Source organism: Draconibacterium sp. IB214405 (assembly GCF_033963885.1).
Taxonomy (GTDB): Bacteria; Bacteroidota; Bacteroidia; order Bacteroidales; family Prolixibacteraceae; genus Draconibacterium.
This window is the reverse complement of sequence record NZ_JAXBMA010000001.1, coordinates 779574-805219: the sequence shown is the minus strand read 5'-3', so window position 1 is coordinate 805219 and position 25646 is coordinate 779574. Positions and strand designations below refer to the sequence as shown.

The window sequence follows — 25646 nt, the reverse complement described above, 5'->3', positions numbered from 1 at the left end:
ATAATCTTTTCAGTAATTCGCGGATTTTCTTGCACGATTTGTACAAGTGCCATAAAAATTTGAAAACTACACGGGAGGTGCCCGGGGAATCGTATTGTAAATTACCGATACTGTCTCTGCCTGTTCATCATAAACAAAGTAATCGGTATGAACAACCGGCACTTCAAAGTCGAACTCCAAAAACTCAGCAGTTTCATATAAATCTAAATGAAGTGATGCGTAAAGACAGATTTCCCGTTGAGAATGGTTGTGATTATTCGTTGGAGCATCGCCATTACATCCCGGGTGCGAGTGAGTAACAACAATACCATTAGCATAAACATGGGTATGCTTATTCTGAATTGATGTTTGAACGATGTACAGATACACCGGCAGAATCAATACAAACAATAAATTGGTATGTTTCCGTATAAAACTCACTAAATCGGTTAGAGCGAGCTAAATTAAGAACCTTTCTAAATAATAAACGTAACAATTGCTATTTTTACATTTTATTTAACAATGGCAAAACGCAGACCAACATTTAAACTGTACAGTTACGGGGAGTATGCAAAATGGGATCGGGAGAGTAAGGAGATTCCGAAAATACTTGATTTTACAACTGAAATAGAAGCTGAAATCGGGACGGAATTTGGCTATGTACTCCACATAAAAAACGGCAAAGGAGAAAAGGTTGATTTTCAGATCGACCATCCACCGTTTACTGACGATGAAGGAAACGTGCGGCCTCCGTTTACCGGCGAACAGTTTATTCGTACTAACGATTTTGAATTTTATCTTGGCGATTGTATTTGGGAACCACTAGAAGATAAACTGGGGAAATGGGAATTAACCACCTGGTACAAAGGCAAAGTGGTTGCGCTTAAAACATTTATACTGAAATAGGGAATTTTACGTGTAAGGAAGGTTAGTTAACGAATAATGATTGCAGTAAATTTCTAAAATCATAAACCTGCAACCATTATTCAATTTTCTTTCAAATTTACTTGGCTACTTTTTTCACCTCTGCTGAAAGTTTTCCTAAAGCGGAATCGGCACTCGCCAACATATCCTGAACCAACTGTTTGTAGTACTGTTTTACCATTTTCGAGTTGTCTTTCCCATCGGGGTGAATGGCCCGCAAGCGCAACTCGCGATGGCTTTTAACAATATCGCCGGCAATTTCATAAACAGCTTTTTCATCAACTTCGCTGTTGTATTCCAATACATAAAAACAATCGCTTAACGCCAACGACATTATCAGGTCGATGTCTTTTTTCAGTTCTCTTACACTTGCCATAGTTTTAGATATAAAGTTTATTAAAGGTAGAAAAATTAACCGAAAATGCAGCTGCAGGTTTTACATTCCCTGTATACTTCCATTTGTGCTGTTACCTGGCCTGAACATACTGTTATTTCGTTCCTCTTCCTCTTCTTTTTGTCTTTTTTCCTCTTCTTCTTTACGCTTCCGTTCTTCCTCTTCGCGGTCGCGGATATTTTTGCTAAACAACGGATCGGGAGTTAAATCCCATTCGTGTTTTTCGCTCCAGTTCGAGCGCAATTTTATCACCTCCTGAACGTAAGCAACACGCTCGGGCTGCGTTTTATCCTGGAAACTTCCTCCATCCCATTTACCGTTTCCGTTAGCATCGTAAATTACTTTTACCTTGTATTTATCGGGTGTCAGGTAGTTAAACAACACCGAACCGTTCTCTGTTGCGATCTGACTTCGCAGTACTTCTTCATCATCTTTATTTTTCAGAATCTGAATGATTATCGGCATGGTTACATTCGAAAGCACATATTCCAGACTACCGTAATAATCTTCTTCGCGCGTGTTGAAACGTTTTGTAAACGCTTTACTCGTAACGCCAAAAATATTTACGCATGCTGCCGAATCGATTTCAAAACTGTATGAAGTCTGTGGTTCCCAATTGTATCGAATCGAATAACTGCGGTATTTTGTCGAATCTTTTTGAATGTGAATTGGAAGGGCATTTTTGAGTGTATCGTCGGCAAGGTACATTTTTACCATCGACATATCGAAATGCTCAACCGGCTCGGGTGATACCAACTGAATAACACCGTTTAACTCCATTGTTGTTGCAATATTGTTTTGCCAGTTAAATTGTGGAATCGGCTCCAGTGCCTCCTCTTCAGTTTCCTCTTCCTCCCGGTCCCTTCTTTTGTTTTTCTTATCGGTTTTCACCTCCGGATCGGCAAAATGCATTAAAACCGTATCGTTCTGCACATAAGGCAAACCGGCCGAATCCAATAATGTATAAGCCAATTGCATGTATAGCGAATCGTACTTCGAAACCGTTGTATCGGTAATCCACATCAGTATCGAATCCATTTTCTGACCATATTCAAATTGCTGCCAGTTTTGTGCTTCGTGGTCGATCAGTTTTACAGAGAACGTGTCGGCAACCGATTCATTAAACAGAAACAAACATTTATTCCGGCTTTCGCGTTCGGACGATTCGACGTACTGCTCGAAAATATCCTCCATAAAATAACGCATATAAAATGGCTCGGGCGAAAAATGGGTGTGCCCCATAACCAGCATCGAATCCACTCCGCTAACCAGTGTATCGGCTTCGGCATGAAAATGTGCTTCAGGAATCACCAATGTATCCAGGAAGGCAATTTCTTCGGCACCCTCGTTATACATCAGGTCGTTGTTCAAATCGTTAATGGCAAACAAATTATAGGTGCCTGCACGAATGTTATCGATCATAAACAAGCCTTCGTCATCGGTTTTGGCAATGTAATCAGGGCGCACCCGGTACACTGCCGAATCGTGCAAATTTGAATGCAATACCAACAACGATCCGTCTTCGTTTGGCTCCAGGTTAAAGCTGTTTATCACCCTTCCGGCAACGCGTAACGAGTCGTATTCAGGCCCGGTACTAAACGAAAAACGTAGATTTTCCAACGGATTCTGTTCGTTGTTATCTACAATCGAATTTTTAAAATCAAGCGAGTAAGTTACACTGTCCTTTAACTCCTCGTTAAACTGTATTATTAACGTTTTCGATTTGGTCTTTATAGTCGGGCGTTTCTCCAGCGGAGGAGAAATAACAAGTTGCTCCGATATTTTATCCGTTTGCAGGTATTCGCTAAAAGTGAGCTTTACGTTGTCTCTTGTAAAGTTCAGCGCCCTGTATTCCGGACTGGTTTCGAGTAAAACCGGTGGCACGGTGTCGCGCGGACCACCTGCGGGCATTCCGATATTGGCACACGAGGAAATTATTACGACCCAGGCCAGCAGAGCAATAAATATAAGTGGTAGTTTTCCCTTTAACTGCATAGTTTAAAAATGTCTGTCTTTTAAGGTTGACAACCGCATTTAATTGCATCCTTAAAATGGTTTACAAACATACAAATTCCTGAAAACATTGAAGGTGCCGAGTTGTTAAATAATGCCAACAAACAATTCTCGGAGGATGAATTGTTCGCAACTTCCGCCGCTAATATTAAAACATCTGTTGGAATTGTTTTAACTTGCTTGTGAAAATAAGATACAATATGGGAAGAAAGAAAAAGAATAAGCTGCACAAAAAGAAACGCGGTGGAACATACAACAAAAAGAAACTTAAAAACGCCATACTTTCAACACTATACGAAAATCCCGGGAAAACGGTTAATTACCGCCAAATAGCCGGATCGCTCAGCATTAAAGATCCGGAAACACGAAAACTTATAAACGTAGTTCTGCAGGAACTTGCCGACGATGGTTATCTCGACCAAATATCGAGAGGAAAATTTAAATTAAAAGCACGCACAGGTACCGCAACAGGTATTGTAGAAATGCAACGACAAGGTTTTGCCTATGTTAACAGCGACGAACTTGAGCACCCGGTTGTTATTTCTTCGCGCAACCTGAAACATGCCATGGAAGGCGACAAAGTTCGTATTCATGTATATGCACGACGCAAAAAACACGATCTTGAAGGAGAAGTTACCGAGATTCTCGAACGTGCAAAAACCATATTTGTAGGAACGGTTCAAACCACTAAAAACTTTGCATTTTTGATTCCAGCCGGAAAAGTTGGCTTCGATATTTTTATTCCGAAAGAGAAATTGAACGGGGCAAAAGACGGGCAGAAAGCCATTGCCGAAATAAAAGACTGGCCAACAAATGCACGCAGTCCGTTTGGTGAAATTATTGAAGTGCTTGGCGACACCGGTAATAACGACGCCGAAATGCACGCGATTCTTGCCGAGTTTGAACTTCCGCATAAATTCCCGGAAAACGTAGATAAGGCTGCGGAAAAAATACCGCTCGAAATACCCGAAGAGGAAATAAAAAAGCGGCGGGATATGCGCAAAACCACTACGTTTACGATCGACCCTGTTGATGCAAAAGATTTTGACGATGCACTGTCGTTAAAAAAACTGAGCAACGGAAACTGGGAAGTTGGTGTACACATTGCCGATGTTACGCATTACGTGCGGCCAAATACCATTATCGAAAACGAGGCACAAGACCGTGCAACATCCGTTTACCTGGTCGATCGGGTTGTACCAATGCTTCCTGAAAGGTTGTCGAACGGCGTTTGTTCGCTTCGCCCCAACGAAGACAAGTTGTGTTTCTCTGCTGTTTTTGAAATTACCGAAGAAGCAAAAATAAAAAAACAGTGGTTTGGCAAAACTGTTATCCACTCCGACCGCCGTTTTACCTACGAAGAAGCCCAGCAAGTTATTGAAACCGGAGCAGGAGATTTTTCGGAAGAAATTCTCAAACTCAATGAGCTGGCCGTAAAATTGCGCGACGAACGTTTTTCGGACGGATCGATCGCTTTTGAGCGCATTGAGATGAAATTCGATATCGACGAAAACGGAAAACCAATTTCTGTTTCGTTTAAGGAGTCGAAAGATTCGAATCACCTCATTGAAGAATTTATGCTGCTGGCCAACAAAAAAGTGGCCGAGTTTATTGGTAAAGTACCCGAAAAGAAAACACCAAAAACATTTGTTTACCGGATTCATGACAAACCCGATCCCGACAAACTGGTTGCATTAAATACATTTATTCAGCGCTTTGGGCACGGCATTCAACTTACAACACCGCGTGCTATTTCAACATCGCTAAATAAATTGCTGACCGAAGTAAAAGGTAAAAACGAGCAGAATGTTGTTGAAACACTGGCAATACGAACCATGGCCAAAGCCGAGTACTCAACACGAAATATTGGCCACTACGGTTTGTCGTTCGATTATTACACACACTTCACTTCTCCTATCCGGCGCTATCCCGATATGATGGTTCATCGTTTGCTGGAAAAATACCTGGACGGAGCACGATCGGTTAACGAGCAAAAATACGAGGGACTGTGCAAACACTCCTCCGATATGGAATCGAAAGCTGCCAATGCTGAACGCGCTTCGATAAAATATAAACAGGTGGAATTTATGCAGGACCACATTGGCAAATCGTACAAAGGAACCATTTCGGGTGTAACCGATTGGGGAATTTATGTGGAGCTGGAAAATAAAATTGAAGGAATGATTCCGATTGCCGAGCTGGATGATGATTTCTATATTTTCGACGAGAAAAATTATGCACTGGTTGGCCGTCATACAAAGAAAAGTTTCCAACTTGGGGCAGAGATAAATGTACGGGTTTGGCGCACAAATCTGGAGCGAAAACAGCTTGATTTCAGACTTGCAGAGCAGGTTTAAAATTAGTTTTTCGAATATTTTTACGATAATTATTTACCAGATATAAGGCATTCCAACTTCAATTACAAGTGTCGTCTGTTCAAGTAAAATGTTCTAAAAAATAATAACGGCAAAAATAAATAGTTATATTTGGCCATAGTTTTTTAATTCAGACAAACGTTTCAATTCATGCAAAATTCAACGGAGACCGCGAATAAGAAGGATGTAAACAGGGAAAATATCCTAAAAATTGCCCGTGAAATTTTCAGCAAATACGGCTATAAAAAAACCACACTCGACGACATCGCCAATGCAGTACGCAAAGGAAAAAGCTCGCTTTACTACTATTTTAAAAGCAAGGAAGATCTTTTTCAGGCAGTAATAATGAAGGAAGTTGAGATATTGGCTCACGAACTTGAAATTGTGATCAACAGAAATACCGATCCGGTGGACAAGTTGCGCGACTATATTTTAACCAAGTTGGCAACATTCCGTAACCTGGCCAATTTCTATCATGCTATTGAGAATGATGTTACTGCTGTTGGATTTATCGACGAGGTTAAAATTAAGTACGAACAGGATGAGATCAGAATGATTAAACGGATTCTGATTGAAGGCGTTCGTAAAAATGAATTTGAAATTTACGATTTTAACCTGGCAGCAATTGGTATAACTACAGCCATTAAAGGTTTGGAAATGCCATTGGCAGCAGGTAATTACAGCGATGTTAATTTGGAACGAAGTGTTGATATTATTCTGAAGATTATGTGCTACGGAATAATGAAGAGGTAGTTCTCAATCATATAACGACCATACAAAGGCTGTTGGATTTTTCCGGCAGCCTTTTTTATTTTCAACTTCATACCTCAAAACTTTCAGAATTATAAAAAAGAAAAGGCTGCCCTTCTGACAGCCTTTTTAACCTAAACCAACTAAACCTAATAAACCTCAAACTTGCCAGAACGACAAGCCTGGTGTTTGTCTTAAATATCGTTTTTCTTTTTTACTTCTTAACCTGCGACAAAGATATCAATTTTTTTTAGTTGATAAACCCGGCCTTTAAATTCTGGCCAATTCATTTCCCACATGATAACATTCTCTTATTTTTGTGCTTATCATTATTTCAGCATTATGAGAAAACTTTTGCCAGCTAGTTTATTCTTTCTTCTTTTTACGCTTGTTGTTAGTGCACAACCTAAATACGAATTCAGAGCCGTTTGGGTTGCAACCGTTGTTAATATCGATTGGCCATCGAAACCGGGTTTAAGCACAGATGCTCAAAAAAGAGAAATAATCGACATTTTGAACCTGCACAAAAGTTTAGGAATGAATGCCATTATCCTGCAGGTTCGTCCGGCTGCCGATGCTTTTTACAAATCCGATTTGGAGCCGTGGTCGCGCTATCTTACAGGAGTTCAGGGACAGGCACCCAATCCGTTTTACGATCCATTAGAATTTTGGATTGAAGAATGCCACAAACGAGGAATGGAATTGCACGCCTGGTTAAATCCATATCGTGTTGCACAAAAATTCGACGACCCGCTTTCAACCACTCACATTGCATTTCAGCATCCTGAGTGGATATTAAAATATGGCGATCGATTATATTTCGATCCGGGACTGCCACAAACACGCGAGTTTGTTACTGATGTTGTTGAGGATATTGTTACGCGTTATGATGTTGATGCCATTCATTTTGATGATTATTTTTATCCGTACCCGTTAAAAGAAGAATTCCCTGATACGACTTCTTTTGCGTTGTACAACCGAGGTTTTGCAGCCGAGAACAAAGCGGACTGGCGGCGCGAAAATGTCGACATTACCATAAAAATGCTGAACGACTCGATAAAAGCCATAAAACCGTGGGTGAAATTTGGTATTAGCCCGTTTGGCGTTTGGCGCAACAAAACCGACGACCCACTTGGCTCCGACACAAAAGCAGGTTCGACGAATTATGACCATTTATATGCCAACATTATTAAATGGCAGGAGGAAGGCTGGATCGATTACACGCTACCACAACTTTACTGGCAGATCGGACACCCCGCCGTGGATTTTGAGCTGCTTGCCAACTGGTGGAAAAATCATGCGTACGGCAGAGCAATGTACATCGGGCAGGCACCTTATAAAGTTAGCAGTACCTCAAACATCAAAGAATGGACAGAACCCGACCAGCTTCCAAAACAAATAAAAATTCTTCGGTCGATACCGGAGATACAAGGCTCATCATTTTATAGCAGCAAATGGTTCAACGGTGATTTATTGGGACTTCAGGACAGTTTACGACTGAACTATTACAAAAAACAAGCTATTGTTCCGGCAATGCCATGGATTGACAACCAGGCACCTCAACCACTGGTGAAAATCAATAAGTCGGGGAGAAAATTAAAATGGACACCCGCAGCAAGTGAAAACGAAATGGATAAGGCCTGGAGTTATGTATTATACCTAAATGAAAAAGGCCAGAAATTCGATCCAAATTCCGCCAAATATATTTACACGATCACCAAGGATCGGGAAATAAAATTTGACCGGATAAACCGTAAAAAGAAAAAATATGAGCTTCGCATTTCGGTACTCGATCGTTTAAGCAACGAAAGTCGTTTGTCGGTTCCGATAACTGTTAAGCTCTGAATTTAAGCTCGGGATAAATATATTCTTCAATAGCTTCCGGCGAATTGCCAACTGCCTCTTTTCCACGCAAACGACGGACAGTGTGCGCTTTTAATAGTCCTTCGGGTGCGGGAACTATCATCTTTTTAGCCTCATCAGCCGAGCCGTTAATCCACTTATCAGCTTCTTCCTCATTTAAGATTAATGGCATTCTCGCTTCTTTCAACCTCGGGTTATTGTGGATTTTTTTCATCAGAGCGTTGGCCTTTGTGGTAACAATTGTAAATGAATTTACCACCTCCCCTGTTTCCTTATTCGTCCACTCATCCCATAATCCACCCAAAACAATCGGTTCTCCATCCATACGCTGAATATAAAACGGATAGGCTTTTCCTCCAAAATGGTGATGTTCGAAAAAGCCGTCGATGTACACAAGGCAGCGCTTCGATTTGGCCGATGTGCGAAACGAAGGTTTTTCAAAAATACTTTCGCCGCGTGCATTTATTGTTTTATTCCAAATATCAAGCTGCTGTTGTTCATTCTTCACCCAAAACGGAATGAGCCCCCACGTTGCAATTGCCGGCATCTCAAAATGCTCACTTGTATAAACCAACATTTTGGGATGCTGAAATCCTGAGACATGAAAAATCTCTTCCTCCAAAAATGGTCTGAACTGTTCAATCAACATTTGAATGGCTTCCTCATTTCCATAATGTCGGGCACGCTTTAATGCAGCCTCCACCTTTGTTTTTATAGCGTAGCACATAAAAAATGAACAGCTATTAATTATTGAAAGTTCTATAAAATTAGAAAAACTTCAGCAAAAGAAAGGCTCCTTTTTCAATGTTTTTGCTCCCTAAAAAACACCCGATTTGGATGTAAATTTACCTACGTTTCCCATACTAATTTAGACCGATTTTACCTTCAAAATCAGAGAAAAAGTACCTGTTCAAATTTATACCATTATGTTTAGTTCAGCAACGGTAGATTCTTTCTTTGTTAATTTCTATCTTTCCTAAGTAAACGAACTTTTCACTTACTAACAATCAGCAATATTTTCACACTTATGTTTACTAGACATCAGCATTTTACTGAATTTCCCTGATTTCCATAACTTTTTTATTGAATTATTTGGAAATATCAAAACAAGAACATACTTTGGCCGGACAAACCCTTATTTTTTATCTTTTTGTTTTTATAATGGGCAGCTTTTTGTGGACGAAGAGTTGCCCATTTGTGCCCTTTTGTGTGGTAAATGGGCTGAATAAATGATTCAGAACACTACTTGTTGAAGAGTAGTTAACTATACCATTTCATCAAATAAAAGTTTGGGAAGGCTTTTATTTTTTACGGGCATTCATTAGGAATGATAAAAAATCTGAGGTTTAAGAAGGCAGGTACTACCTGCCTTTTATATTTTCCGGTGTTTTGTAGTATTAATTAGAGACAAATAAAACCGAAAGATTTCCGGCCGATCTACTTAGCCATATCTTTCTTCAGAAATTGTGCAGTTCGTTTTATCGACTCGCTAACGGACAAGTACTCGTAACCAATCTCACGGGTAACTTTTGATCCGTCAAAGTTATTTACAGTATTTCTGCCGGTGGCCGCTTCGCGTGTAATTAACGATGGTTTACGTGTAATCCAACTGGCAAAAGTAGCGGCACGCCATACAAAACCCATCAAAAAGTCGGTGGCCCAAACAGTTGGTTTTGGCTTCTCTAAATTTTCAGCAATTTGTGAGAATACTTCCTGATAACTTAAATTTTCAGAACTTAACAGGTAACGTTGGTTCTTGCACGATTCAAAATGTTCCTTGTTCATCAACTTAATCATTGGCCGAACAACATCAAACACATCAACAAAACCGGTTACACCTTTGGTATAAAATTTCATTCCGTCCCAAATGGTTTTGAAGATTTTGGCACTTCCGCTTTCCCGGTTTGCAGGACCAAATATGATAGAAGGATTTACAATTATTGCATCCAGGCCTTCCTCGATTCCACGCCAAATTTCAGCTTCCGAAAAGAATTTGCTTTCAGAATAACCCGAGTTCTTTTTTGATGGCACCCAGTTGGTTTCTTCAGTTACCGGTTCTCCATTTTGTGTTTTACCCAAAGCAGCGATAGAACTTACATGGCAAATCTTTTTTACACCATTTTCGATGGCTGCATTCACAAGATTTCCGGTGCCCTCAACATTGTTTGAGATCATGCGCTGCCGTTCCTTACTTTCGAACGAAACAATCGCCGCACAATGGTAAATTTCGGAAACACCTGCGAGCAATTTCTCCAACGAATAATAATCAAGGATATCACCATCTACCCATTCAATTGTATCAAACAATCGCTGTGCATCATCGGTGTAATAGGCAAAGGTTTTAAGCACCTGGCTCAGGTTACTTGTCGGACGTTTTAAAGCCCGAACTTTTTCCCCTTTACTGCATAATTCAAACAGCAAATGAGCTCCAACTAATCCGGTGCCTCCTGTTACAAAAATCATTGTAGTGTATTATGAATTCCACGGAGTAATGGCTTTTGCACCAAACTCTTTCGCGGTAATATTTTCTATTTTTACTTTAAAAATCCCAACATTTTTAACCGCCGGGGTTCCGAATTTAAATTCGCGGTCGCTATACTGCTTCATCAGCAGAGTAAGACAACGGTATTTTTCATCAAAGTCTTCGATAAACTCAACTGGTCCTTCCACATTCACCGATTTCGATTTCACCCGGTAACTACAACCAACACGAACATCCTGCCACGCCAGATCTTCTCCCAATGTCCAATTTATGCATACTTTCGGGTTGGTTTTTATACTTTCCCACATACGTCCTTCCATTGCCGAATGCAGGATAATTGAATCACCGTCGAGGGCAAAATTCATGGGTAAAACATACGGTTGATCATCTACCGACATTGCAAAATAGCAGGTTTTGCACGAGCAGATAATTTCGTCAATTTCTTTTCGGTCTTCAATAAAATATGTTCGCATACTTTTAATTTATTGTCCGGCTTCCAAGACTTTTTGCCAACTCTTTTTCAGCCCGTTTCAGGTTCATATAAATCGATTGTTCTTCAATTACTTTATCAAAATCGTTGTCTGCCGCCGCTTTGTCTATGGCTCTTTCAATGTCAGCCATCATATGTTTTATCTTCCGAAGTTTATACTCGTTCACGATTCGGGGAACCAGAACATTCAGAATATCTTCCTCTTTTTCGGTAAAGGCTCCGGCTTTGGTCCAGCGTTTACTTTCGGTATATTTTTCCGACAACAGATCGGTTGCAAATCCGCTCATAGTAGCATCCGGGTGATAAACAAAATGCTTCCACGGATCAAAAGTTTCTTTGTACAGGTTCTCGCGAACTTCGTAAAATACTTTCCGAAACAGCTCATTCTCCGAAACCAGTTCATCGGCCTCCAGCTCGTCGATCATAAATTCGCCAACCTTTAAAATATGGGTTTCGTGCGTTTCCTCATCTTCCTCCTCCCAAAGATCGGATGTACAATATTTAAGCAGAAAACGCAAAAACTCCAGCTCTTCAACCAATATTTTTGCCGGACGAACTACCGGTGCTTGTTGCTCAGGAACCGGAGGTGCTGCAGCTTGCCGGGTTCTGTCGCGAAGTTCCTTTTTCTGAAACTCTTCGGTTTGTTGATGTTTTTGTTTCCTTACTTCAGTGTAAAGCACTTCCTCGGCAACACCAAGCAGGCGGCTACATTCTTTAATATATACCGATCGGGTAATGGAATCCGGGATTACGGAAACCGAGCGAATAACATCAGAGATCAGGCGCGCTTTGGCAACCGGATCATTCTCCGTACTTTTTAAAAGCAAGCGGGTTTTAAACTGAATGAAGTCGGTTTCGTTTTGCTCCATATATTCCTGGAAACCGGAAGCCCCCATTTTTTTCGCAAACGAATCAGGGTCCTCGCCATCAGGTAACGGAAGCACTTTTACGTTCATGCCCTCTTCCAGCACCATATCAATTCCACGCAACGACGCTTTTATTCCTGCCGCATCGCCATCGTAAATAATGGTAATGTTCGGCGTAAAACGGCGCACCATCCTGATTTGATCAGGCGTCAGCGAAGTACCCGATGAAGCAACAACATTTTCGATGCCCACCTGATGCAACGACATAACATCGGTATAACCTTCCACCAGGTAACATTTGTCGGTACGCGTCATTTCGCGTTTGGCCTGGTAAATACCGTACAGCACGCGGCTTTTGTGGTAAATATCCGACTCCGGAGAATTGAGGTATTTGGCCGTTTTTTTATCATTTGTTAGTATGCGACCACCAAAAGCAATTACACGACCAGCCAGGTTATGAATTGGGAACATTACACGGCCGGCAAAACGATCGCGCAACCAATCGTCGCGTTTTATCGTTAAACCTGTTTTTTCAAGGAAATCTATTTTGTAACCCTGTTTTTGGGCGGCTTCGGTAAACGGTGTTTTGCCATCAGGTGCAAAACCCACTTCGAATTTTTTTAAAATGTCGTCGCGGAAACTACGTTCACGAAAATACCCCAAACCAATGGTTCTCCCTTCATTCTCTTCCCAGAGGTAACGCGTGAAATATTTTTGAGCAAAACCGGAAACGATCATCAAACTTTCGCGGGTGTCTTTTAGCTGTTTTTGCTCGTCGGTTTCCTCTTCCTCGTGAACCTCGATGTTGTATTTCTTGGCCAGCCATTTTAAAGCTTCGGGATACGTGAGGCTTTCATGCTCCATAATAAAGTTCACCGAGTTTCCTCCCTTTCCACAACCGAAACATTTAAAAATTCCTTTAGCCGGCGACACCGTAAACGATGGCGTTTTCTCGTTGTGAAACGGGCATAAACCAAGCATATTTACACCCCGTTTTCGAAGTGTAACAAAATCGCCTACTACGTCTGAAATTTCCGCAGCATCAATAATCCGGTCTATCGTCGCATGATCAATCATCAGTACAAAAATATCAGAATTAGCATGAAACGAACACCTTTTAAGCTGAATAATATCCACAATTAAAAGCCACTTCAAATAAGATTCAGAATATCAGCCCCGATTTGAATGCGATTATTATTAATTGTACATTTAACGTTGATCGAATATTTTAACGATGAAGAAACTTGTAGTTCTTTCAGGGGCTGGCATGAGCCAGGAAAGCGGGTTAAAAACGTTTCGCGATATGGGCGGAATTTGGGAACAATATGATGTTACCGAAGTTGCCACCCCCGAAGCATGGGCGCACGATCCGGAACTGGTTTTGCGCTTTTACAACGAACGACGGAAACAGCTTTTTGAAGTAGAACCCAATGACGGGCATCTTGGAATTGCCGATCTGGAGAATTGGTTTGATGTGCACGTAGTTACCCAAAACGTTGACAACCTGCACGAAAGAGCCGGAAGCAAAAAAGTTTTGCATTTGCATGGCGAGTTGATTAAAGCCCGAAGCACGCTGGATAAATACCTGGTTTACGAACTCGACCACTGGGAGCTCAAACTGGGCGATTTGTGCGAAAAAGGAAGTCAGCTGCGCCCACATATTGTCTGGTTTGGCGAGGCTGTTCCCGAAATCCCAAATGCTATCGGTATTGTTCAGCAAGCCGATATTCTGGTGGTAATTGGCACATCGCTGGCTGTTTACCCGGCTGCAAGTCTTGTAAATTACGTCAGACGCGGCACTCCGGTTTTTGTAATCGCCCCTGCCCGGCCGGAAGTTTACCAGGAAAATGTTACGTATATCGAAAAAAAAGCTGAAATTGGTGTTGAGATTTTAAAAGAGAAATTGGAAAAACTAAAATAAATGAAGCGGATTTTTATTGCCACAGCATTTCTATTTATTGTAAACTTTGCCTTTGCTCAACGTTTTGATGCCGGAATAATTGCCGGATTTAACGGAACGCAGGTGGAAGGAGACAACCTAAAAGGATACCACAAAGCAGGATTGTTGGCCGGTATGTTTGTTCAAACCGATATTGCTCCGGCAATTGTAGCCGGCATGGAAATAAAATATTCGCAAAAAGGATCGCGCAGACCATTTGATCCAAAACAACCCGATACAGATAAATATGTTATGAAACTGGGATACATCGACATTCCATTGTTTATGGCATTCCGCACCAACGACAAGAGTATGATCATTGGAGGAATTGCGCCCGGTGTTTTAATTCATTCGAAAGAGGTGAACAGCGATGGCGAAATACCTGAACCGGACCGGCAGGATTTTAACACCTTCGATTTGCAGCCCTTTGTCGGTTTTCAGTTTGACTTTCTGGAACATGCGTCGGTTGATCTCCGCTTTGCATTATCTGTTATTCCGAGCAGTGACAAATCAGAAACCAATTATTATTTCCACAACGGATTATTTAACAATGTAATTTCGCTGGCATTTTACTACCGTCTGGGGAGATAAGTTTTTTCTCTCGCAAAGGCACTGAGACGCTATGAATTGAACCACAATAGATACATAGAATACAATAATTGTTTCTTTTGTTTACAAATGCTAAACTGTTCTATTGCTATATTGTAGAATAGTTAACTGCGACTGCAAACTGGAAACTTCTCTCCCACTTCTGCAATCTAAAATCGTTAATCAAAATTCGAAGTTCAAGTTCTACAGTTACACCTCATTCACAAAATCCCATTACCGCTAATCCTTAATCACTGATCCTTTCAATGGCTGTTCACCATCCACTTCGAAAAATCATCGAGGTATTTCCAGAACGATTTCAGCACTTCGTCGGGCAAATCCATTTTACTTAAAACCTGCTTGTAACAATTCAACCATTCGATACGCGCTTCGGCCGTAATTTTAAATGGAATATGTCGTCTGTTTAATTGTGGTTTTCCACGGTTTTGGTTAAAGTAATCGGGGCCGCCGCAAATCTGGATAAAAAAATCAGCCGAGTGTTCTTTTGCTTTTTCAAGCGCTATCGGATTTTTAGGAAACATTTCTTTTATCGGGCTTTGCACAATTAAATCGTAATGATCGCTCACCATTTTACGCATTCCCTCCTCTTTCAGAATTTGAAACATTAACGGTGAAGGCAGCGTCACGCCCGGTCGAACTCCCTTGAAATATTTGCTGATTTCGAATTCCATCTTAGTTTTTTGTTCTGAAACAACTAAAAACAAAAGTTGTTGAGATTTTGCAAAAATATCAGAACAATAAACTCCTTTGGTTTGTCTTTACAATACCGGTTATGTTTAACCAAAACCTTTTACTACGATGAGAAAGAAATACATGAACCCATACCTGGCGGGAGTTCTGCTTGGGCTCGTACTTTTAAGCGCCATGTTTTTTTCGGGGCGCGGACTCGGAGCCAGTGGCGGATTAAAATACGCGGTTGTAGCTGCTGTTGAAACGGTTGACCACCAACACGCCATGGAATCGCCCTACTACAGCAAATATTTCGAAGACGGCAAAAATCCCTTAAAAAGCTGGCTGGCCCTTGAGGTGCTCGGCATGTTATTAGGCGGATTTATTTCGGGAGCCATCTCAGGCCGCTTAAAACTCAAAATTGAAAAATCGCCCAAAATATCGAATAGTAAACGATTACTGTTTGCCTTTTTGGGAGGCGTATTTTTTGTGTACGGTGCGCAATTGGCTCGCGGATGTACGAGCGGAGCAGCACTTTCGGGAATGGCAGTACTTTCAGTTGCCGGATTTATGACCATGATCGGCATTTTTGGCTCGGCCTTCCTGTTTGCCTGGTTTTTCAGAAAACTATGGATTTAAAATTCAGTCCATCAATCCTTCAATAAATCAATAATTATGGGACCGATTACAATACTTAACGACCTTCCGGAATGGCTTAATCTCGGCATTGGATTTTTTATCGGGATTGGCTTTGGCTTTGCGCTGGAGCAGGCCGGTTTTTCATCGAGCCGCAAACTGGCCGGCATGTTTTACGGCTACGACACCACCGTTTTAAAAGTGTTTTTTACGGCTGCAATCGTGGCGCTGGCAGGCTCGCAATTGCTCAGCTATTTTGGCTTGCTCGATTTGAATTTGGTGTATGTAAATCCATACTACGTAACCGCAACACTCGTTGGCGGAGTTATTATGGGAGCCGGTTTTATTATGGGAGGTTTTTGTCCGGGAACAGGAATCAGTGCGCTGTCGATCGGAAAAATCGACGCCTTGTTTTTCCTGGTTGGCGGATTAAGCGGGGCTTTTCTTTTTGCCGAAACTTTCCCGTTAATCCAGACACTGGCCGGGGCGAATTACAAAGGTCCGGTGCGTGTGGATGAATGGCTCGGCGTTTCACCCGGAGTTTTTACTTTTCTGCTGATCGTGGCGGCCATTACCATGTTCTGGTTGGCTGAACTGGCGGAGAAAAAATATGCACGAAACGACATCACTTCCGAAATTTAATCACTGATGAATGCACGAATAAAAATATCTGCTTTGCTAGTTGGAGTTGGGTTAATTCTGGCTTTTTTGCCTTTTAATGCAGCAAAATCTTTTCAGCTAAAACCTACTGAATTGCTGGAAATATCAACGAATACCGATATGTATTTTTCGGTTGACGAGGTGGCGCGTTTTGTAAATAACGAAGACACCACTATTCAACTGATTGATTTGCGAAGTGCCGCTGAATTTATGGAAAGTAACATTCCCGGTTCGATCAATATTCCTTTTAGCGATTTGCTAAATCCCAGTTGGGAGGGCTACCTGGATCAGGATAAAGTGAAAAATGTGTATTACGCAAACGGTGATGAAACCGCAAATCTGGTCTGGGCCATCGTGAGCGGCCTCGGATATTCGAATTCATTTGTCATGAAAGGGGGAATGAATGAATGGTATAAAACGGTAATGTTGAGCAAGTTTGAAGGTGATCGAATTACACCTCGCGAAAATGCGTTGTTCGAAAACCGCTACAAAGCGCGCAGAACATTTACACAAATCAATAGTTTGCCCGACAGTTTAAAGAAACAATACCTCGAAGCAAAACGTCTGGAAGAATCGCAGCTGGATGGAGGTTGCGAATAAAACAGCTACAATATGAAGAAAAATATAATCTGGATTTCAGGAGTTCTGCTCCTGCTGCTTATACTGGTTTTGGTACGCACCTTTAATTCGAATCTGTTTAAAAGAAATGTAAGCGAGGCATTAACCACAGAAATGACAGTTTCGGTGCAGAACATGAACGAATTAAGCGGAAACTTCAACATTGTTGAATTAAACGAAAACCAGCGGTTCCCAAATTCAATGATGATACCTTTTGACAAACTCCTTCAAAAAGAAAATAAGGAAAAACTGGCTTCGCTTGATGGTAAAATCCTGCTTTATTCCAGCGATATTGCCACAAGTTCAAAAGCGTGGGTAATTCTGAATCAGCTGGATTTTGATGATGTTTACATCCTCTCCGATGAAGAAAATCCGGAGGTATTAAAATATAAATTCCAGCCCGACACAACGGTCGAACTGGAATAATATCTTCTTGCTAAATAATCTCAATTTATTTCTGAACGTACGGATAATCGTGAATTTCGGCTTCGGTAAACGGCAGCCACGAAAGCGCACTTTCTTCTTCCTTCATTTTATCGTACATAAACGCATTGTTACCATAGGTCAGCGTTTTGGCATCGTAACCAAACAAACGCAGGTAAGCTGTTGCAAATCCCGAATTGTGGCCGGTATTGCAGTACAAAACCACTTCCTTATCCACCGGAATAGTTTGCATTTCAGAAACAATTCCAAGCGTTCCGCCCGGTTTGTAACGAACAGCTCCCGGAATATGACCCGAGTCGTACTTGTCTTTTCGGTCGTAGTTAATCGTATAAAAATGGCCGGGATCGGCAAACACATCACTGGCATAAACCAAAGCATCGGCATAACCGGCTGCAAAAAGCGCATTAATTCGTTGTTGCAAAATCTCGTCGCCACTGGCTTTTCCTGTATTTAGTTTTGGGAGATCTGCAAGCGGTGCTTTGTCGTGATCTTCCGTTTCCAGCTGTTCCTGAAAATCAGAAGAAACTTTTGCAAGCCACGAATCTTCGGCAAAATGTTTGTTCCACCCGCTCATTCCCCAACGCATAGCATAAACATTACCATAGCCTGCCAGGCGCAGTAACGAGGTGGCATAACTTGCAATTTGCCCCGCGTAACAAACCAACACAATTTTGTCGTATTCAAACGGTTTGATATCGTTAGTGAGATAAGCCGGCAAATCGCTAAAATCAACACTCACCGCACCTTTTATGTGTCCTTCGTTAAAAGCTTCTTCATTACGAAGATCAATCACGTATATATTTCCATCCAGTTCTTCATAAACTGACGATGGTTTTATCAGCGACGGGAAATTGCGGCTGTTGGCATAATCGCCCATTTCGTTAAGTGTTTTCAGTAATAATTTTGCTTCCGCATTTACCTCAACTTGTGGAGTTGTTTCTTCTACACTGGTTTGTGTTTGTTCTGTATTTTTTTGTCCTCCCGAACAGGAAATAAAAACAACAAATGCCGCCAGCGAAAGAAATCTTAAAATCGGTTTTATCTGTATCATAGATTAATACGTGTTAGCTCTGACTTTCAACAGGGTTCATTTCTTTGTCGTAACGAAGGGTTTCAACTCTTCGGCCCTGCTCGTCGTATTTGTATTCTACAATGGCTACACCATTATTCGGGTTGTTCACTACATTCCCGTCGGCATCTTTCGAAACACTTTTTACCAGCGCGCCAAATTCGTCGTATTCATTCTCGGTTACCGGAATTCCTTTTCCGCCAAGCAATTCATTGTCCTGATCGTAAATAACCGTTTTTACCGCGTTGCCATATTCATCAACTTTATTCTGACGTTTGGCCCAGCCCCAGTACAAATTCGATAATTGTCCGGTAGTACTGTGAACTGAAAAGCTCAACACATCGCCTTTCTCATTATTTTCGAATAAGAAATACGAAACACCTACATCACCACAGTTTTCGGCTGTACAATTGTACAGTGTATCTTCGATGTAGTTAGCCATTCGTGTTACATACCCTTTGGCATCGTAAGTAAAACGTAACTCATAAAATGGACAAAAAGGATTCATGATCGTTTCTTCTTTGGCCAGGTTGTAGCGCAATTCACGAATCATTCCGTCTTCCAATTTCGACCACACGTAGTTATAAATATTGTTGCGGTTCTCTGTCGGATTTCCTTCTTTGTCAAGAAAACGCATCGCAACACGCATTCCTGAATCATCGACGGTATACTCCTGTGTATATGCACCACCACTTTCGATTTGCTCACCTGCTGCGTTAAAGAAATGTTTAAGCTGCAGGTTACCTTCGTAGCTATAAGTAATTTTAGCGGCTCTCAAACCCGAGTAGTCGAGTAACACTCCGTTGCGGTTATATTCCACCGAAGCCAGTTTCCCGTCATCGGTCCAGGTGAATTTATAATTATTCACTTTTTCAGCGTCAGCAGCCGAAATTTCATGCGAACCACGCTCTAAATCCCAGGGTGTTTCGCTAAACAACAACTGTCGGTAATACTTCACATTAGCATCTTCGCTGGTTGTTGGCTTCTGGTTACACGCCATAAAGCCCAGAACCACAAGGGCAATCATAAACAAATTGGTAATTTTCATCTTGTTGTATTTTTAGATAATGTTAAACGCAATCAATCTGTTGATTTAACACACTGAAGGGAAACATTGTTTAAAGCCACTTCCGCAAGAATTGTGGCTTCTGAAAATATGTTCAATTGCTAAATATCGGCAAAGGCCAATGTGGCGATGCTAACTTTTGTTCCGGGCACTTTTAAAAGATGAATTGCACACGCTTCCAAAGTTGCTCCCGTTGTAACCACATCATCAACCAGTAAAACATGTTTGTTCTCAATTCCCTTCGGATCGCTCAAGCCAAAAACAGTTTCAACATTCTGCCAGCGTTCGTAGCGATTTCGTTTGGTTTGGGTCAATGTGAAAACTTTTCGATGCAGCGTTTTGGTATCAACCGGCTTTTCTAAAACTTCAGCAACTCCACGTGCAATCCATTCGCTTTGATTGTAGCCGCGCTTCTTTGCTTTTCGGGAGTGAAGCGGCACCGGAATAATTACATCAACAGCAGCAAAATCAGGCGATTCCAATAACTGAAAGCCAAATTTTTTGCCGGTTTCGTAGCCCAATTCTTTTAGGCCTTTGTATTTCACAAAATGAATAAGTTGCTGGTACCGGCTTCCTTTTTTGTAACTAAAAAATGCCGTTGCTGCTGAAATATCAACTCTTCCCCAGAATAACTGAGCTACTTTATTGTCGGTCTTTAAATGGAAGTTTGTTACCGGAAGATCTTCCCAGCAATCAAAACACAGAAATGTTTCCTGCGATACCAGACGTCGTCCACACGTTACACATAACTCGGGAAAAAACAGCCCCAACACATCGGAAATTCGTTGTTCGAGAAGGTTCATTGCTGAAAGTTACAAAATTCTCAATTTAACCATTTAATGTTTAGTTAAAAGTTACTTGTGACTGATTAATAATTCGTTAACCCTCTAATAATTTTTACATAATCCATTATCATCCGAACATAACTAACTTGCAGTCGAAACAAAAAAATATTTCCCTTATCTCTCTTGTATTCCTCTCAAGAAATCATCTTTAAAGGTTGTCGCGTTCGAGACAACCTTTTTGTCTGTTAAAAATTAGGTATTTATTACAAGGTATGCGTCTTAACTAAAGACTAATGGCTGAATTATCTGCGACTTTTTGAGCAATAAACAACGGAGGAATAGTTATAATCCTACAAAAGTCAGGATTTTAGCCATAGAAATTAGTATTTTTGACTGCATTAATAATTCAAGAAACCTATAATAACCAATGGCCATATTTCAACGTTTTGGTAACTACCTTCGAAAAAAACTGTTACTGATTATTTTCATCGGATTTATACTTGGCATCGCTGTCAGCATCTCGTCGCTTAAAGTAATTGAGGCAACCTCAACAAACGAATCGTGCGAAGTGTGCCACGTTCATCCTCATGTTTTCGATTCGTGGAAACTTTCTGTTCATCACGAAAACAGAACCGGAATGCATATTGGCTGTGTTGAATGTCACCTCCCTCCAAAAGGAGAAGGTTACCTGATAGAAAAAGCAAAAGCCGGAGCCCGCGATGCTTACGGATATTTCTTTAAAGACAGTGCCGATTTTAACTGGGAAGCCAAGTCTTCGCTTGAGCAGGCACAACATTTTGTTTTTAAAGAATCGTGTATAAAATGCCACAATAATTTATTCCCGCTAACGCTAACTTCCGAAGGGCAGCAAGCGCATCTTTATTATACACAAAACGAAGACGAACTGCGTTGTTTAAACTGCCACCTGAATGTTGGTCATTACGATCCGAATGCATTGCACGCCAAAAATGTTGAATTTGGAAGTGCCGGCACCGAGGCAAAAGAAAACTATACGGCTGCAGCCGAAGTTACTACTCATACAGATTTTACCGAAACCATTCCGGGAACAACCATTGCGTTTAATATGAAGGCAATTCCGGGCGGAAGTTTCAAGATTGGAAGTCCTGAATCAGAACAACTTCGCAAAAGCGATGAAGGCCCGCAGAAAACGGTAAATCTTAGTCCGTTCTTTATGGCCGAAATAGAAGTTAGCTGGGACGAATACCTCGCATTTTACAGTGCCACAGCCGCCGAAGGTAGAACAACCGACACCGAGGGCACACGCACCGCATCCGATGTTGAGGTTGATGCCATTTCCGGGCCGACACCACCTTACGGACAACCCGACCAGAACTGGGGAATGGGAAGCCGTCCGGCGATTACGATGAGTTACCACTCGGCAGAAACTTACTGCAAATGGTTATCGCAGGTTACCGGCAAAACCTATCGCCTGCCAACAGAAGCAGAATGGGAATATGCAGCCCGCGGCGGCACCGAAACACCATTCTTCTTTGAAGGTGATCCAAAAGACTTTAAAGAGAAAAACTTTATCGGTAAGTTATTTGGAAAAGGAAGCGACGAAATTAATAACTTCATCGTTTACGAGAATAACAGCACCATGAAAACTGCCACGCCCGATGTTGTTGAAGCCAATCCGTTTGGGTTGAAAAACATGCTGGGAAATGCGGCAGAATACTGTGCCGACTGGTACACCGAAGATGCTTATTCGAAATTAAGCGATGGTGTAACCGATCCAAAAGGACCGGCTTCGGGCGAGGAACACGTTATTCGCGGCGGAACATTTAAAAGTCCTGTTGGCGAAGTTAGAAGTGCAGCACGCGATTACACCCGTAGCGTAGCATGGATGAAAACCGATCCGCAAATGCCAAAGAGTATTTGGTGGCTATCAGATTGTAATTCGATTGGTTTTAGAGTGGTATGCGAGTTTGATGAGAATACCGGAAAATAACTAATAAATATAGAATCCTAAATTCAACTAAAACATTGATAACATGAGTAACAACAATTTTTCAAGAAGAAAATTTTTAGCCGGAGCCGCAACAGTAGGTGCAGCAGGGGCAATGGGAATTGGAACTTTATCATCGTGCTCTGGCGGAGGTTCATCTGCAAGTGGCGAATACGATTGGTTACAACGCGAATACAAATATCCTCCGTTGTTGGATGAAGTACCTGCCGGAAAAGTTTTAAAAGCCGGAGTTGTAGGTTGTGGCGGTCGCGGAACCGGTGCAGCACTTAACTTTCTGGAAGCCGGTGGTTCAACCGTTCAGGTAACTGCTCTGGCCGATGTTTTTAAAGACAGGCTTGATAATTGCGCCGAAAAAATTAAAACCGAAACCGGTCAGGAAGTACCTGCCGAAAATTGTTTTCTTGGTTTTGATGCTTATGAAAAAGTTCTCGACTCGGGTGTGGATATCGTAATTCTGGCAACTCCTCCAAAATTCCGCCCACAGCAATTCGAAGCAGCTGTTAAAGCACGTAAGCACGTATTTATGGAAAAACCAATTGCTGTAGATCCTGTTGGAATTCGCCAGGTTTTGGCTGCAGCTAAAATGGCCGATGCTGCCGGGTTAAAAGTAGTTACCGGTACACAACGTCGCCACCAGCATAAATATTTAAATGTATATAAAGAACTCAGCAATAATACAATTGGTAAACTTACCACTGCCGAGGTATATTGGAATGGCGGTCAATTGTGGTACAGAAACAGCAAGCCCGAATGGAGCGAAATGGAATGGATGATCCGCGACTGGGTAAACTGGTGCTGGTTATCAGGCGATCATATTGTGGAGCAACACGTGCACAATATCGACGTGGCCAACTGGTTTTTTGGCAAACACCCGATAAAAGCATTAGGTTTTGGTTCACGTCAGCGTCGCCCAACCGGCGATCAGTACGATAATTTTGCCGTTCGTTACGAGCTGGACGACGGACGCCAGATTTTAAGCACATGCCGACAGATTAATGGCTGTACAAATGCCGTAAACGAAGTTATGCACGGTACAAAAGGAAAAGCATTTACAGCTCAGGGAGGTACAGCAAAAATTACAGATTTGGATGGTAATGATTTATTCTCATACGAAGATCATGCAACAAGTCCATACGTTCAGGAGCACAAAGACCTGATCACCTGCATTCGCCAGGATATTCCGTTTAACGAGGCTGAAGCTACTGCCAACTCGGTAATGACGGCGATTATGGGCCGCGTTTCGGCATACACCGGAAAAGAAGTTACCTGGGATGAAATGATGAACTCGGACATGAAACTGGGTCCTGATACGTTCATTATGGGTGATATTGGCTTTATAGAAACTGCCAGCGTACCAGTACCTGGGACACTTGAAAACTAATACAATGAAAATCCCTGTATAATTAGTCAATCAATTTGGTTGGAAACCTTCGGCAAGTGCCGGAGGTTTTTTTGGCACTATACTTGTTTAACACATTTCAGAAAGTTGAATCTAAAAATCTATAGTCATGAAAAAAGCAGAAAACAAACAAAAAATTACCTTCCCTAAAATCTCAGCGATTTTATTAATTCTGGTAGCAACAATTTTCGCATCCTGCGAAGGTCCGATGGGCCCTCCGGGAGAAGACGGTTTTTCATACGCCGGCTCGATTTACGAAGTTGAAGTTGACTTTACACCGGGTAACGACTATTCGGTAGTTGTTAATCATCCATCAAGTATTGAAGTACTTCCCGAAGATGTTGTTTTAGTATATATTCTTTGGGGGGAATACGACGGAACCGACATCTGGCGTTTGTGCCCGCAAACAGTGGTTTTACCTGAAGGCGTAATTCAGTACAATTTTGATTATACTCAATACGACACCCAGTTGTTCCTTGAATACACGGTTGATGAATTACTACCTGCAGAAACCGATAATCAGATTTTCAGAATTGCCATTTTACCGATCGATTTTGTTGCACAAAAATCAGTTGATGTAAACGATTTTAACTCCTTGCTTCAAACACCGGAATTACAATTGAATATTCTGGATAAAGTAGATCTTAACACCATTGAAGAGATAAAATAATACCGGAAAAAGGATATAACACAAAAGGCCGGAAATATTCCGGCCTTTTGTATTTTTTAATGAAAAAGCGCCCGATAAACACCGGGCGCTACGGACATTCGAAAGACTAACCTATCGTATTCGATTCGACAGATTGCCATTCTAAATATGCTCCATCATAAACTTTTACGTTAGGGTACCCCAGTCCTTTTAATGCCAGGTAAATAATTCCGGCACGCACACTGGTTTCGCAGTACACAATAACAGTTTTATCTTTAGTAATACCTTTCGATTCAAACATTGAAGTAAGTGCATCGTTTGATTTCAATAAACTTTTACCATCAACAAGCGTCTCGTAATTTACATTTACAGCGCTCGGAACATGTCCGGGTCTTGCCAATTCAGTTTCGGCAGTACCGGCATATTCTTCTGGTGTACGCGCATCAACAATTACATACGACGAATTGTCAACCGCCTTTTTTACCTCGTCCATTGTTGCCAACTGGCTGGCATCAACTTTTGCAGTAAATGTGGTTTTCTTACCTTTTGTAGCTGTTCCGATTGGTCCACGCGTCGCTTTCCATCCGGTAATGTTACCATTCAGCATTTTTACATTTGGTGCTCCCAAATATTTCAGAATCCAGTACATACGACCGGCATATTTGGTCGATCCTTCATCATAAACAACAATTGTTTTATCCGAAGAAATTCCATGATTTCCAAGTTCTGCCGCCATTGCTTCGGGTGACTGGATTACATTACGAATCGGCTCGTCGGTACACAAGGTTCCGTGTGGCAGATCGATTGCACCACGAATAAACACTTTCTGATTGGCTGCCGCATTTACAATAACGTAATCAGTATTCTTTAAATTCTGTTTGAGCTCGCTAGCCGAGATCACATCCTGTGCTGAAACAGCCGAAGCCATAAAAAGCACAAGTACTAAGAGAAATAATCTATTAAGTTTCATATCCTTTGAC

General features: G+C 41.5%; 25 protein-coding genes. 13 read left to right on the top strand and 12 right to left on the bottom strand.

The features are described from left to right. Positions 1-66: 66 nt before the first annotated feature. Complete coding sequence (locus SLH46_RS02970) at positions 67-420, bottom strand: hypothetical protein (RefSeq protein ID WP_320279657.1); 354 nt, start codon at positions 418-420, stop codon at positions 67-69. A gap of 81 nt (positions 421-501) precedes the next feature. Between SLH46_RS02970 and SLH46_RS02965 the strand changes: the two genes are divergently transcribed. Beyond that, the gene (locus SLH46_RS02965) at positions 502-885 is read left to right on the top strand and encodes a DUF3859 domain-containing protein (RefSeq protein ID WP_320279656.1); all 384 of its coding nucleotides are present in this window, start codon (positions 502-504) and stop codon (positions 883-885) included. 97 nt (positions 886-982) lie between these two features. Here SLH46_RS02965 and SLH46_RS02960 read toward each other — a convergent pair whose 3' ends face one another. Both SLH46_RS02960 and SLH46_RS02955 read right to left on the bottom strand, forming a co-directional pair. After that, positions 983-1279 (bottom strand): hypothetical protein, encoded by a 297-nt coding sequence (locus SLH46_RS02960; protein ID WP_320279655.1) that lies wholly within the window; start codon positions 1277-1279, stop codon positions 983-985. Positions 1280-1339: 60 nt separating this feature from the next. Further along, the gene (locus SLH46_RS02955; protein ID WP_320279654.1) at positions 1340-3292 is read right to left on the bottom strand and encodes an Ig-like domain-containing domain; all 1953 of its coding nucleotides are present in this window, start codon (positions 3290-3292) and stop codon (positions 1340-1342) included. Positions 3293-3510: 218 nt separating this feature from the next. Here SLH46_RS02955 and rnr point away from each other — a divergent pair, with 218 nt between their 5' ends. The 3 genes from rnr to SLH46_RS02940 all read left to right on the top strand — a co-directional run bounded on the left by rnr (position 3511) and on the right by SLH46_RS02940 (position 8280). Next, positions 3511-5667, top strand: a complete 2157-nt coding sequence (gene rnr, locus SLH46_RS02950; RefSeq protein WP_320279653.1) for a ribonuclease R — start codon at positions 3511-3513, stop codon at positions 5665-5667. 168 nt (positions 5668-5835) lie between these two features. After that, entirely contained in the window at positions 5836-6438 is a 603-nt protein-coding gene (locus SLH46_RS02945; protein WP_320279652.1) for a TetR/AcrR family transcriptional regulator, read from the top strand. A gap of 339 nt (positions 6439-6777) precedes the next feature. Continuing rightward, on the top strand, positions 6778-8280 hold the full coding sequence (locus tag SLH46_RS02940; RefSeq protein WP_320279651.1) for a glycoside hydrolase family 10 protein: 1503 nt from the start codon (positions 6778-6780) through the stop codon (positions 8278-8280). Here the strand turns inward: SLH46_RS02940 and SLH46_RS02935 are convergent. From SLH46_RS02935 to dnaG, 4 genes are all read right to left on the bottom strand, one after another. Then, positions 8270-9025, bottom strand: coding sequence for an SOS response-associated peptidase (locus SLH46_RS02935; RefSeq protein WP_320279650.1), 756 nt, complete (start codon positions 9023-9025; stop codon positions 8270-8272). The two genes, SLH46_RS02940 and SLH46_RS02935, sit on opposite strands and share 11 nt — an antisense overlap. A gap of 710 nt (positions 9026-9735) precedes the next feature. Continuing rightward, positions 9736-10761, bottom strand: coding sequence for an NAD-dependent epimerase/dehydratase family protein (locus tag SLH46_RS02930; protein WP_320279649.1), 1026 nt, complete (start codon positions 10759-10761; stop codon positions 9736-9738). 9 nt (positions 10762-10770) lie between these two features. Beyond that, complete coding sequence (locus SLH46_RS02925) at positions 10771-11253, bottom strand: pyridoxamine 5'-phosphate oxidase family protein (protein WP_320279648.1); 483 nt, start codon at positions 11251-11253, stop codon at positions 10771-10773. A 4-nt stretch (positions 11254-11257) separates the two neighbouring features. Next, positions 11258-13213, bottom strand: a complete 1956-nt coding sequence (gene dnaG, locus SLH46_RS02920; protein WP_320279647.1) for a DNA primase — start codon at positions 13211-13213, stop codon at positions 11258-11260. 157 nt (positions 13214-13370) lie between these two features. On the opposite strand from dnaG, the gene SLH46_RS02915 reads away from it, so the two are divergent. Both SLH46_RS02915 and SLH46_RS02910 read left to right on the top strand, forming a co-directional pair. Then, positions 13371-14057, top strand: coding sequence for an SIR2 family NAD-dependent protein deacylase (locus tag SLH46_RS02915; RefSeq protein WP_320279646.1), 687 nt, complete (start codon positions 13371-13373; stop codon positions 14055-14057). Beyond that, positions 14058-14666 carry a porin family protein gene (locus tag SLH46_RS02910; protein ID WP_320279645.1) on the top strand — a complete coding sequence of 203 codons (609 nt, stop codon included), beginning with the start codon at positions 14058-14060 and terminating at the stop codon, positions 14664-14666. Between the two features lie 260 nt (positions 14667-14926). On the opposite strand, the gene SLH46_RS02905 is transcribed toward SLH46_RS02910, so the two are convergent. Beyond that, positions 14927-15355 (bottom strand): globin domain-containing protein, encoded by a 429-nt coding sequence (locus SLH46_RS02905; protein WP_320279644.1) that lies wholly within the window; start codon positions 15353-15355, stop codon positions 14927-14929. 127 nt (positions 15356-15482) lie between these two features. Between SLH46_RS02905 and SLH46_RS02900 the strand changes: the two genes are divergently transcribed. Genes SLH46_RS02900 through SLH46_RS02885 form a run of 4 tightly spaced genes read left to right on the top strand, consistent with a single transcriptional unit; the run spans position 15483 to position 17693 of the window. Next, complete coding sequence (locus SLH46_RS02900) at positions 15483-15992, top strand: YeeE/YedE thiosulfate transporter family protein (RefSeq protein ID WP_320279643.1); 510 nt, start codon at positions 15483-15485, stop codon at positions 15990-15992. A gap of 36 nt (positions 15993-16028) precedes the next feature. Then, positions 16029-16631, top strand: coding sequence for a YeeE/YedE thiosulfate transporter family protein (locus SLH46_RS02895; protein WP_320279642.1), 603 nt, complete (start codon positions 16029-16031; stop codon positions 16629-16631). 6 nt (positions 16632-16637) lie between these two features. Beyond that, positions 16638-17249: a rhodanese-like domain-containing protein gene (locus SLH46_RS02890; protein ID WP_320279641.1), complete on the top strand. Its 612-nt coding sequence runs from the start codon at positions 16638-16640 to the stop codon at positions 17247-17249. A 12-nt stretch (positions 17250-17261) separates the two neighbouring features. Beyond that, positions 17262-17693, top strand: coding sequence for a hypothetical protein (locus SLH46_RS02885; protein ID WP_320279640.1), 432 nt, complete (start codon positions 17262-17264; stop codon positions 17691-17693). Between the two features lie 25 nt (positions 17694-17718). Here SLH46_RS02885 and SLH46_RS02880 read toward each other — a convergent pair whose 3' ends face one another. From SLH46_RS02880 to SLH46_RS02870, 3 genes are all read right to left on the bottom strand, one after another. Next, a complete protein-coding gene (locus SLH46_RS02880) occupies positions 17719-18762 on the bottom strand; it encodes a rhodanese-like domain-containing protein (protein ID WP_320279639.1) in 1044 nt (347 codons plus the stop codon). 13 nt (positions 18763-18775) lie between these two features. After that, positions 18776-19828 carry a hypothetical protein gene (locus tag SLH46_RS02875; protein ID WP_320279638.1) on the bottom strand — a complete coding sequence of 351 codons (1053 nt, stop codon included), beginning with the start codon at positions 19826-19828 and terminating at the stop codon, positions 18776-18778. A 119-nt stretch (positions 19829-19947) separates the two neighbouring features. Then, complete coding sequence (locus SLH46_RS02870) at positions 19948-20649, bottom strand: ComF family protein (protein ID WP_320279637.1); 702 nt, start codon at positions 20647-20649, stop codon at positions 19948-19950. 409 nt (positions 20650-21058) lie between these two features. Between SLH46_RS02870 and SLH46_RS02865 the strand changes: the two genes are divergently transcribed. The 3 genes from SLH46_RS02865 (at position 21059) to SLH46_RS02855 (ending at position 24687) form a co-directional block, all read left to right on the top strand. Next, on the top strand, positions 21059-22600 hold the full coding sequence (locus SLH46_RS02865; protein WP_320279636.1) for an SUMF1/EgtB/PvdO family nonheme iron enzyme: 1542 nt from the start codon (positions 21059-21061) through the stop codon (positions 22598-22600). A 43-nt stretch (positions 22601-22643) separates the two neighbouring features. Beyond that, positions 22644-23999 (top strand): Gfo/Idh/MocA family protein, encoded by a 1356-nt coding sequence (locus tag SLH46_RS02860; protein ID WP_320279635.1) that lies wholly within the window; start codon positions 22644-22646, stop codon positions 23997-23999. Positions 24000-24126: 127 nt separating this feature from the next. Beyond that, positions 24127-24687, top strand: a complete 561-nt coding sequence (locus SLH46_RS02855) for a hypothetical protein (protein WP_320279634.1) — start codon at positions 24127-24129, stop codon at positions 24685-24687. Between the two features lie 106 nt (positions 24688-24793). Here the strand turns inward: SLH46_RS02855 and SLH46_RS02850 are convergent, their stop codons facing one another. Further along, a complete protein-coding gene (locus tag SLH46_RS02850; protein WP_320279633.1) occupies positions 24794-25636 on the bottom strand; it encodes a sulfurtransferase in 843 nt (280 codons plus the stop codon). Positions 25637-25646 lie beyond the last annotated feature (10 nt).

What these genes read in the sequence shown, in the direction of transcription:
- SLH46_RS02965 (WP_320279656.1), top strand. Translation starts at nt 502, where the DNA reads ATGGCAAAACGCAGACCAACATTTAAACTGTACAGTTACGGGGAGTAT.
- SLH46_RS02960 (WP_320279655.1), bottom strand. Translation starts at nt 1,279, where the DNA reads ATGGCAAGTGTAAGAGAACTGAAAAAAGACATCGACCTGATAATGTCG.
- SLH46_RS02955 (WP_320279654.1), bottom strand. Translation starts at nt 3,292, where the DNA reads ATGCAGTTAAAGGGAAAACTACCACTTATATTTATTGCTCTGCTGGCC.
- rnr (WP_320279653.1), top strand. Translation starts at nt 3,511, where the DNA reads ATGGGAAGAAAGAAAAAGAATAAGCTGCACAAAAAGAAACGCGGTGGA.
- SLH46_RS02945 (WP_320279652.1), top strand. Translation starts at nt 5,836, where the DNA reads ATGCAAAATTCAACGGAGACCGCGAATAAGAAGGATGTAAACAGGGAA.
- SLH46_RS02940 (WP_320279651.1), top strand. Translation starts at nt 6,778, where the DNA reads ATGAGAAAACTTTTGCCAGCTAGTTTATTCTTTCTTCTTTTTACGCTT.
- SLH46_RS02935 (WP_320279650.1), bottom strand. Translation starts at nt 9,025, where the DNA reads ATGTGCTACGCTATAAAAACAAAGGTGGAGGCTGCATTAAAGCGTGCC.
- SLH46_RS02930 (WP_320279649.1), bottom strand. Translation starts at nt 10,761, where the DNA reads ATGATTTTTGTAACAGGAGGCACCGGATTAGTTGGAGCTCATTTGCTG.
- SLH46_RS02925 (WP_320279648.1), bottom strand. Translation starts at nt 11,253, where the DNA reads ATGCGAACATATTTTATTGAAGACCGAAAAGAAATTGACGAAATTATC.
- dnaG (WP_320279647.1), bottom strand. Translation starts at nt 13,213, where the DNA reads ATGATTGATCATGCGACGATAGACCGGATTATTGATGCTGCGGAAATT.
- SLH46_RS02915 (WP_320279646.1), top strand. Translation starts at nt 13,371, where the DNA reads ATGAAGAAACTTGTAGTTCTTTCAGGGGCTGGCATGAGCCAGGAAAGC.
- SLH46_RS02910 (WP_320279645.1), top strand. Translation starts at nt 14,058, where the DNA reads ATGAAGCGGATTTTTATTGCCACAGCATTTCTATTTATTGTAAACTTT.
- SLH46_RS02905 (WP_320279644.1), bottom strand. Translation starts at nt 15,355, where the DNA reads ATGGAATTCGAAATCAGCAAATATTTCAAGGGAGTTCGACCGGGCGTG.
- SLH46_RS02900 (WP_320279643.1), top strand. Translation starts at nt 15,483, where the DNA reads ATGAGAAAGAAATACATGAACCCATACCTGGCGGGAGTTCTGCTTGGG.
- SLH46_RS02895 (WP_320279642.1), top strand. Translation starts at nt 16,029, where the DNA reads ATGGGACCGATTACAATACTTAACGACCTTCCGGAATGGCTTAATCTC.
- SLH46_RS02890 (WP_320279641.1), top strand. Translation starts at nt 16,638, where the DNA reads ATGAATGCACGAATAAAAATATCTGCTTTGCTAGTTGGAGTTGGGTTA.
- SLH46_RS02885 (WP_320279640.1), top strand. Translation starts at nt 17,262, where the DNA reads ATGAAGAAAAATATAATCTGGATTTCAGGAGTTCTGCTCCTGCTGCTT.
- SLH46_RS02880 (WP_320279639.1), bottom strand. Translation starts at nt 18,762, where the DNA reads ATGATACAGATAAAACCGATTTTAAGATTTCTTTCGCTGGCGGCATTT.
- SLH46_RS02875 (WP_320279638.1), bottom strand. Translation starts at nt 19,828, where the DNA reads ATGAAAATTACCAATTTGTTTATGATTGCCCTTGTGGTTCTGGGCTTT.
- SLH46_RS02870 (WP_320279637.1), bottom strand. Translation starts at nt 20,649, where the DNA reads ATGAACCTTCTCGAACAACGAATTTCCGATGTGTTGGGGCTGTTTTTT.
- SLH46_RS02865 (WP_320279636.1), top strand. Translation starts at nt 21,059, where the DNA reads ATGGCCATATTTCAACGTTTTGGTAACTACCTTCGAAAAAAACTGTTA.
- SLH46_RS02860 (WP_320279635.1), top strand. Translation starts at nt 22,644, where the DNA reads ATGAGTAACAACAATTTTTCAAGAAGAAAATTTTTAGCCGGAGCCGCA.
- SLH46_RS02855 (WP_320279634.1), top strand. Translation starts at nt 24,127, where the DNA reads ATGAAAAAAGCAGAAAACAAACAAAAAATTACCTTCCCTAAAATCTCA.
- SLH46_RS02850 (WP_320279633.1), bottom strand. Translation starts at nt 25,636, where the DNA reads ATGAAACTTAATAGATTATTTCTCTTAGTACTTGTGCTTTTTATGGCT.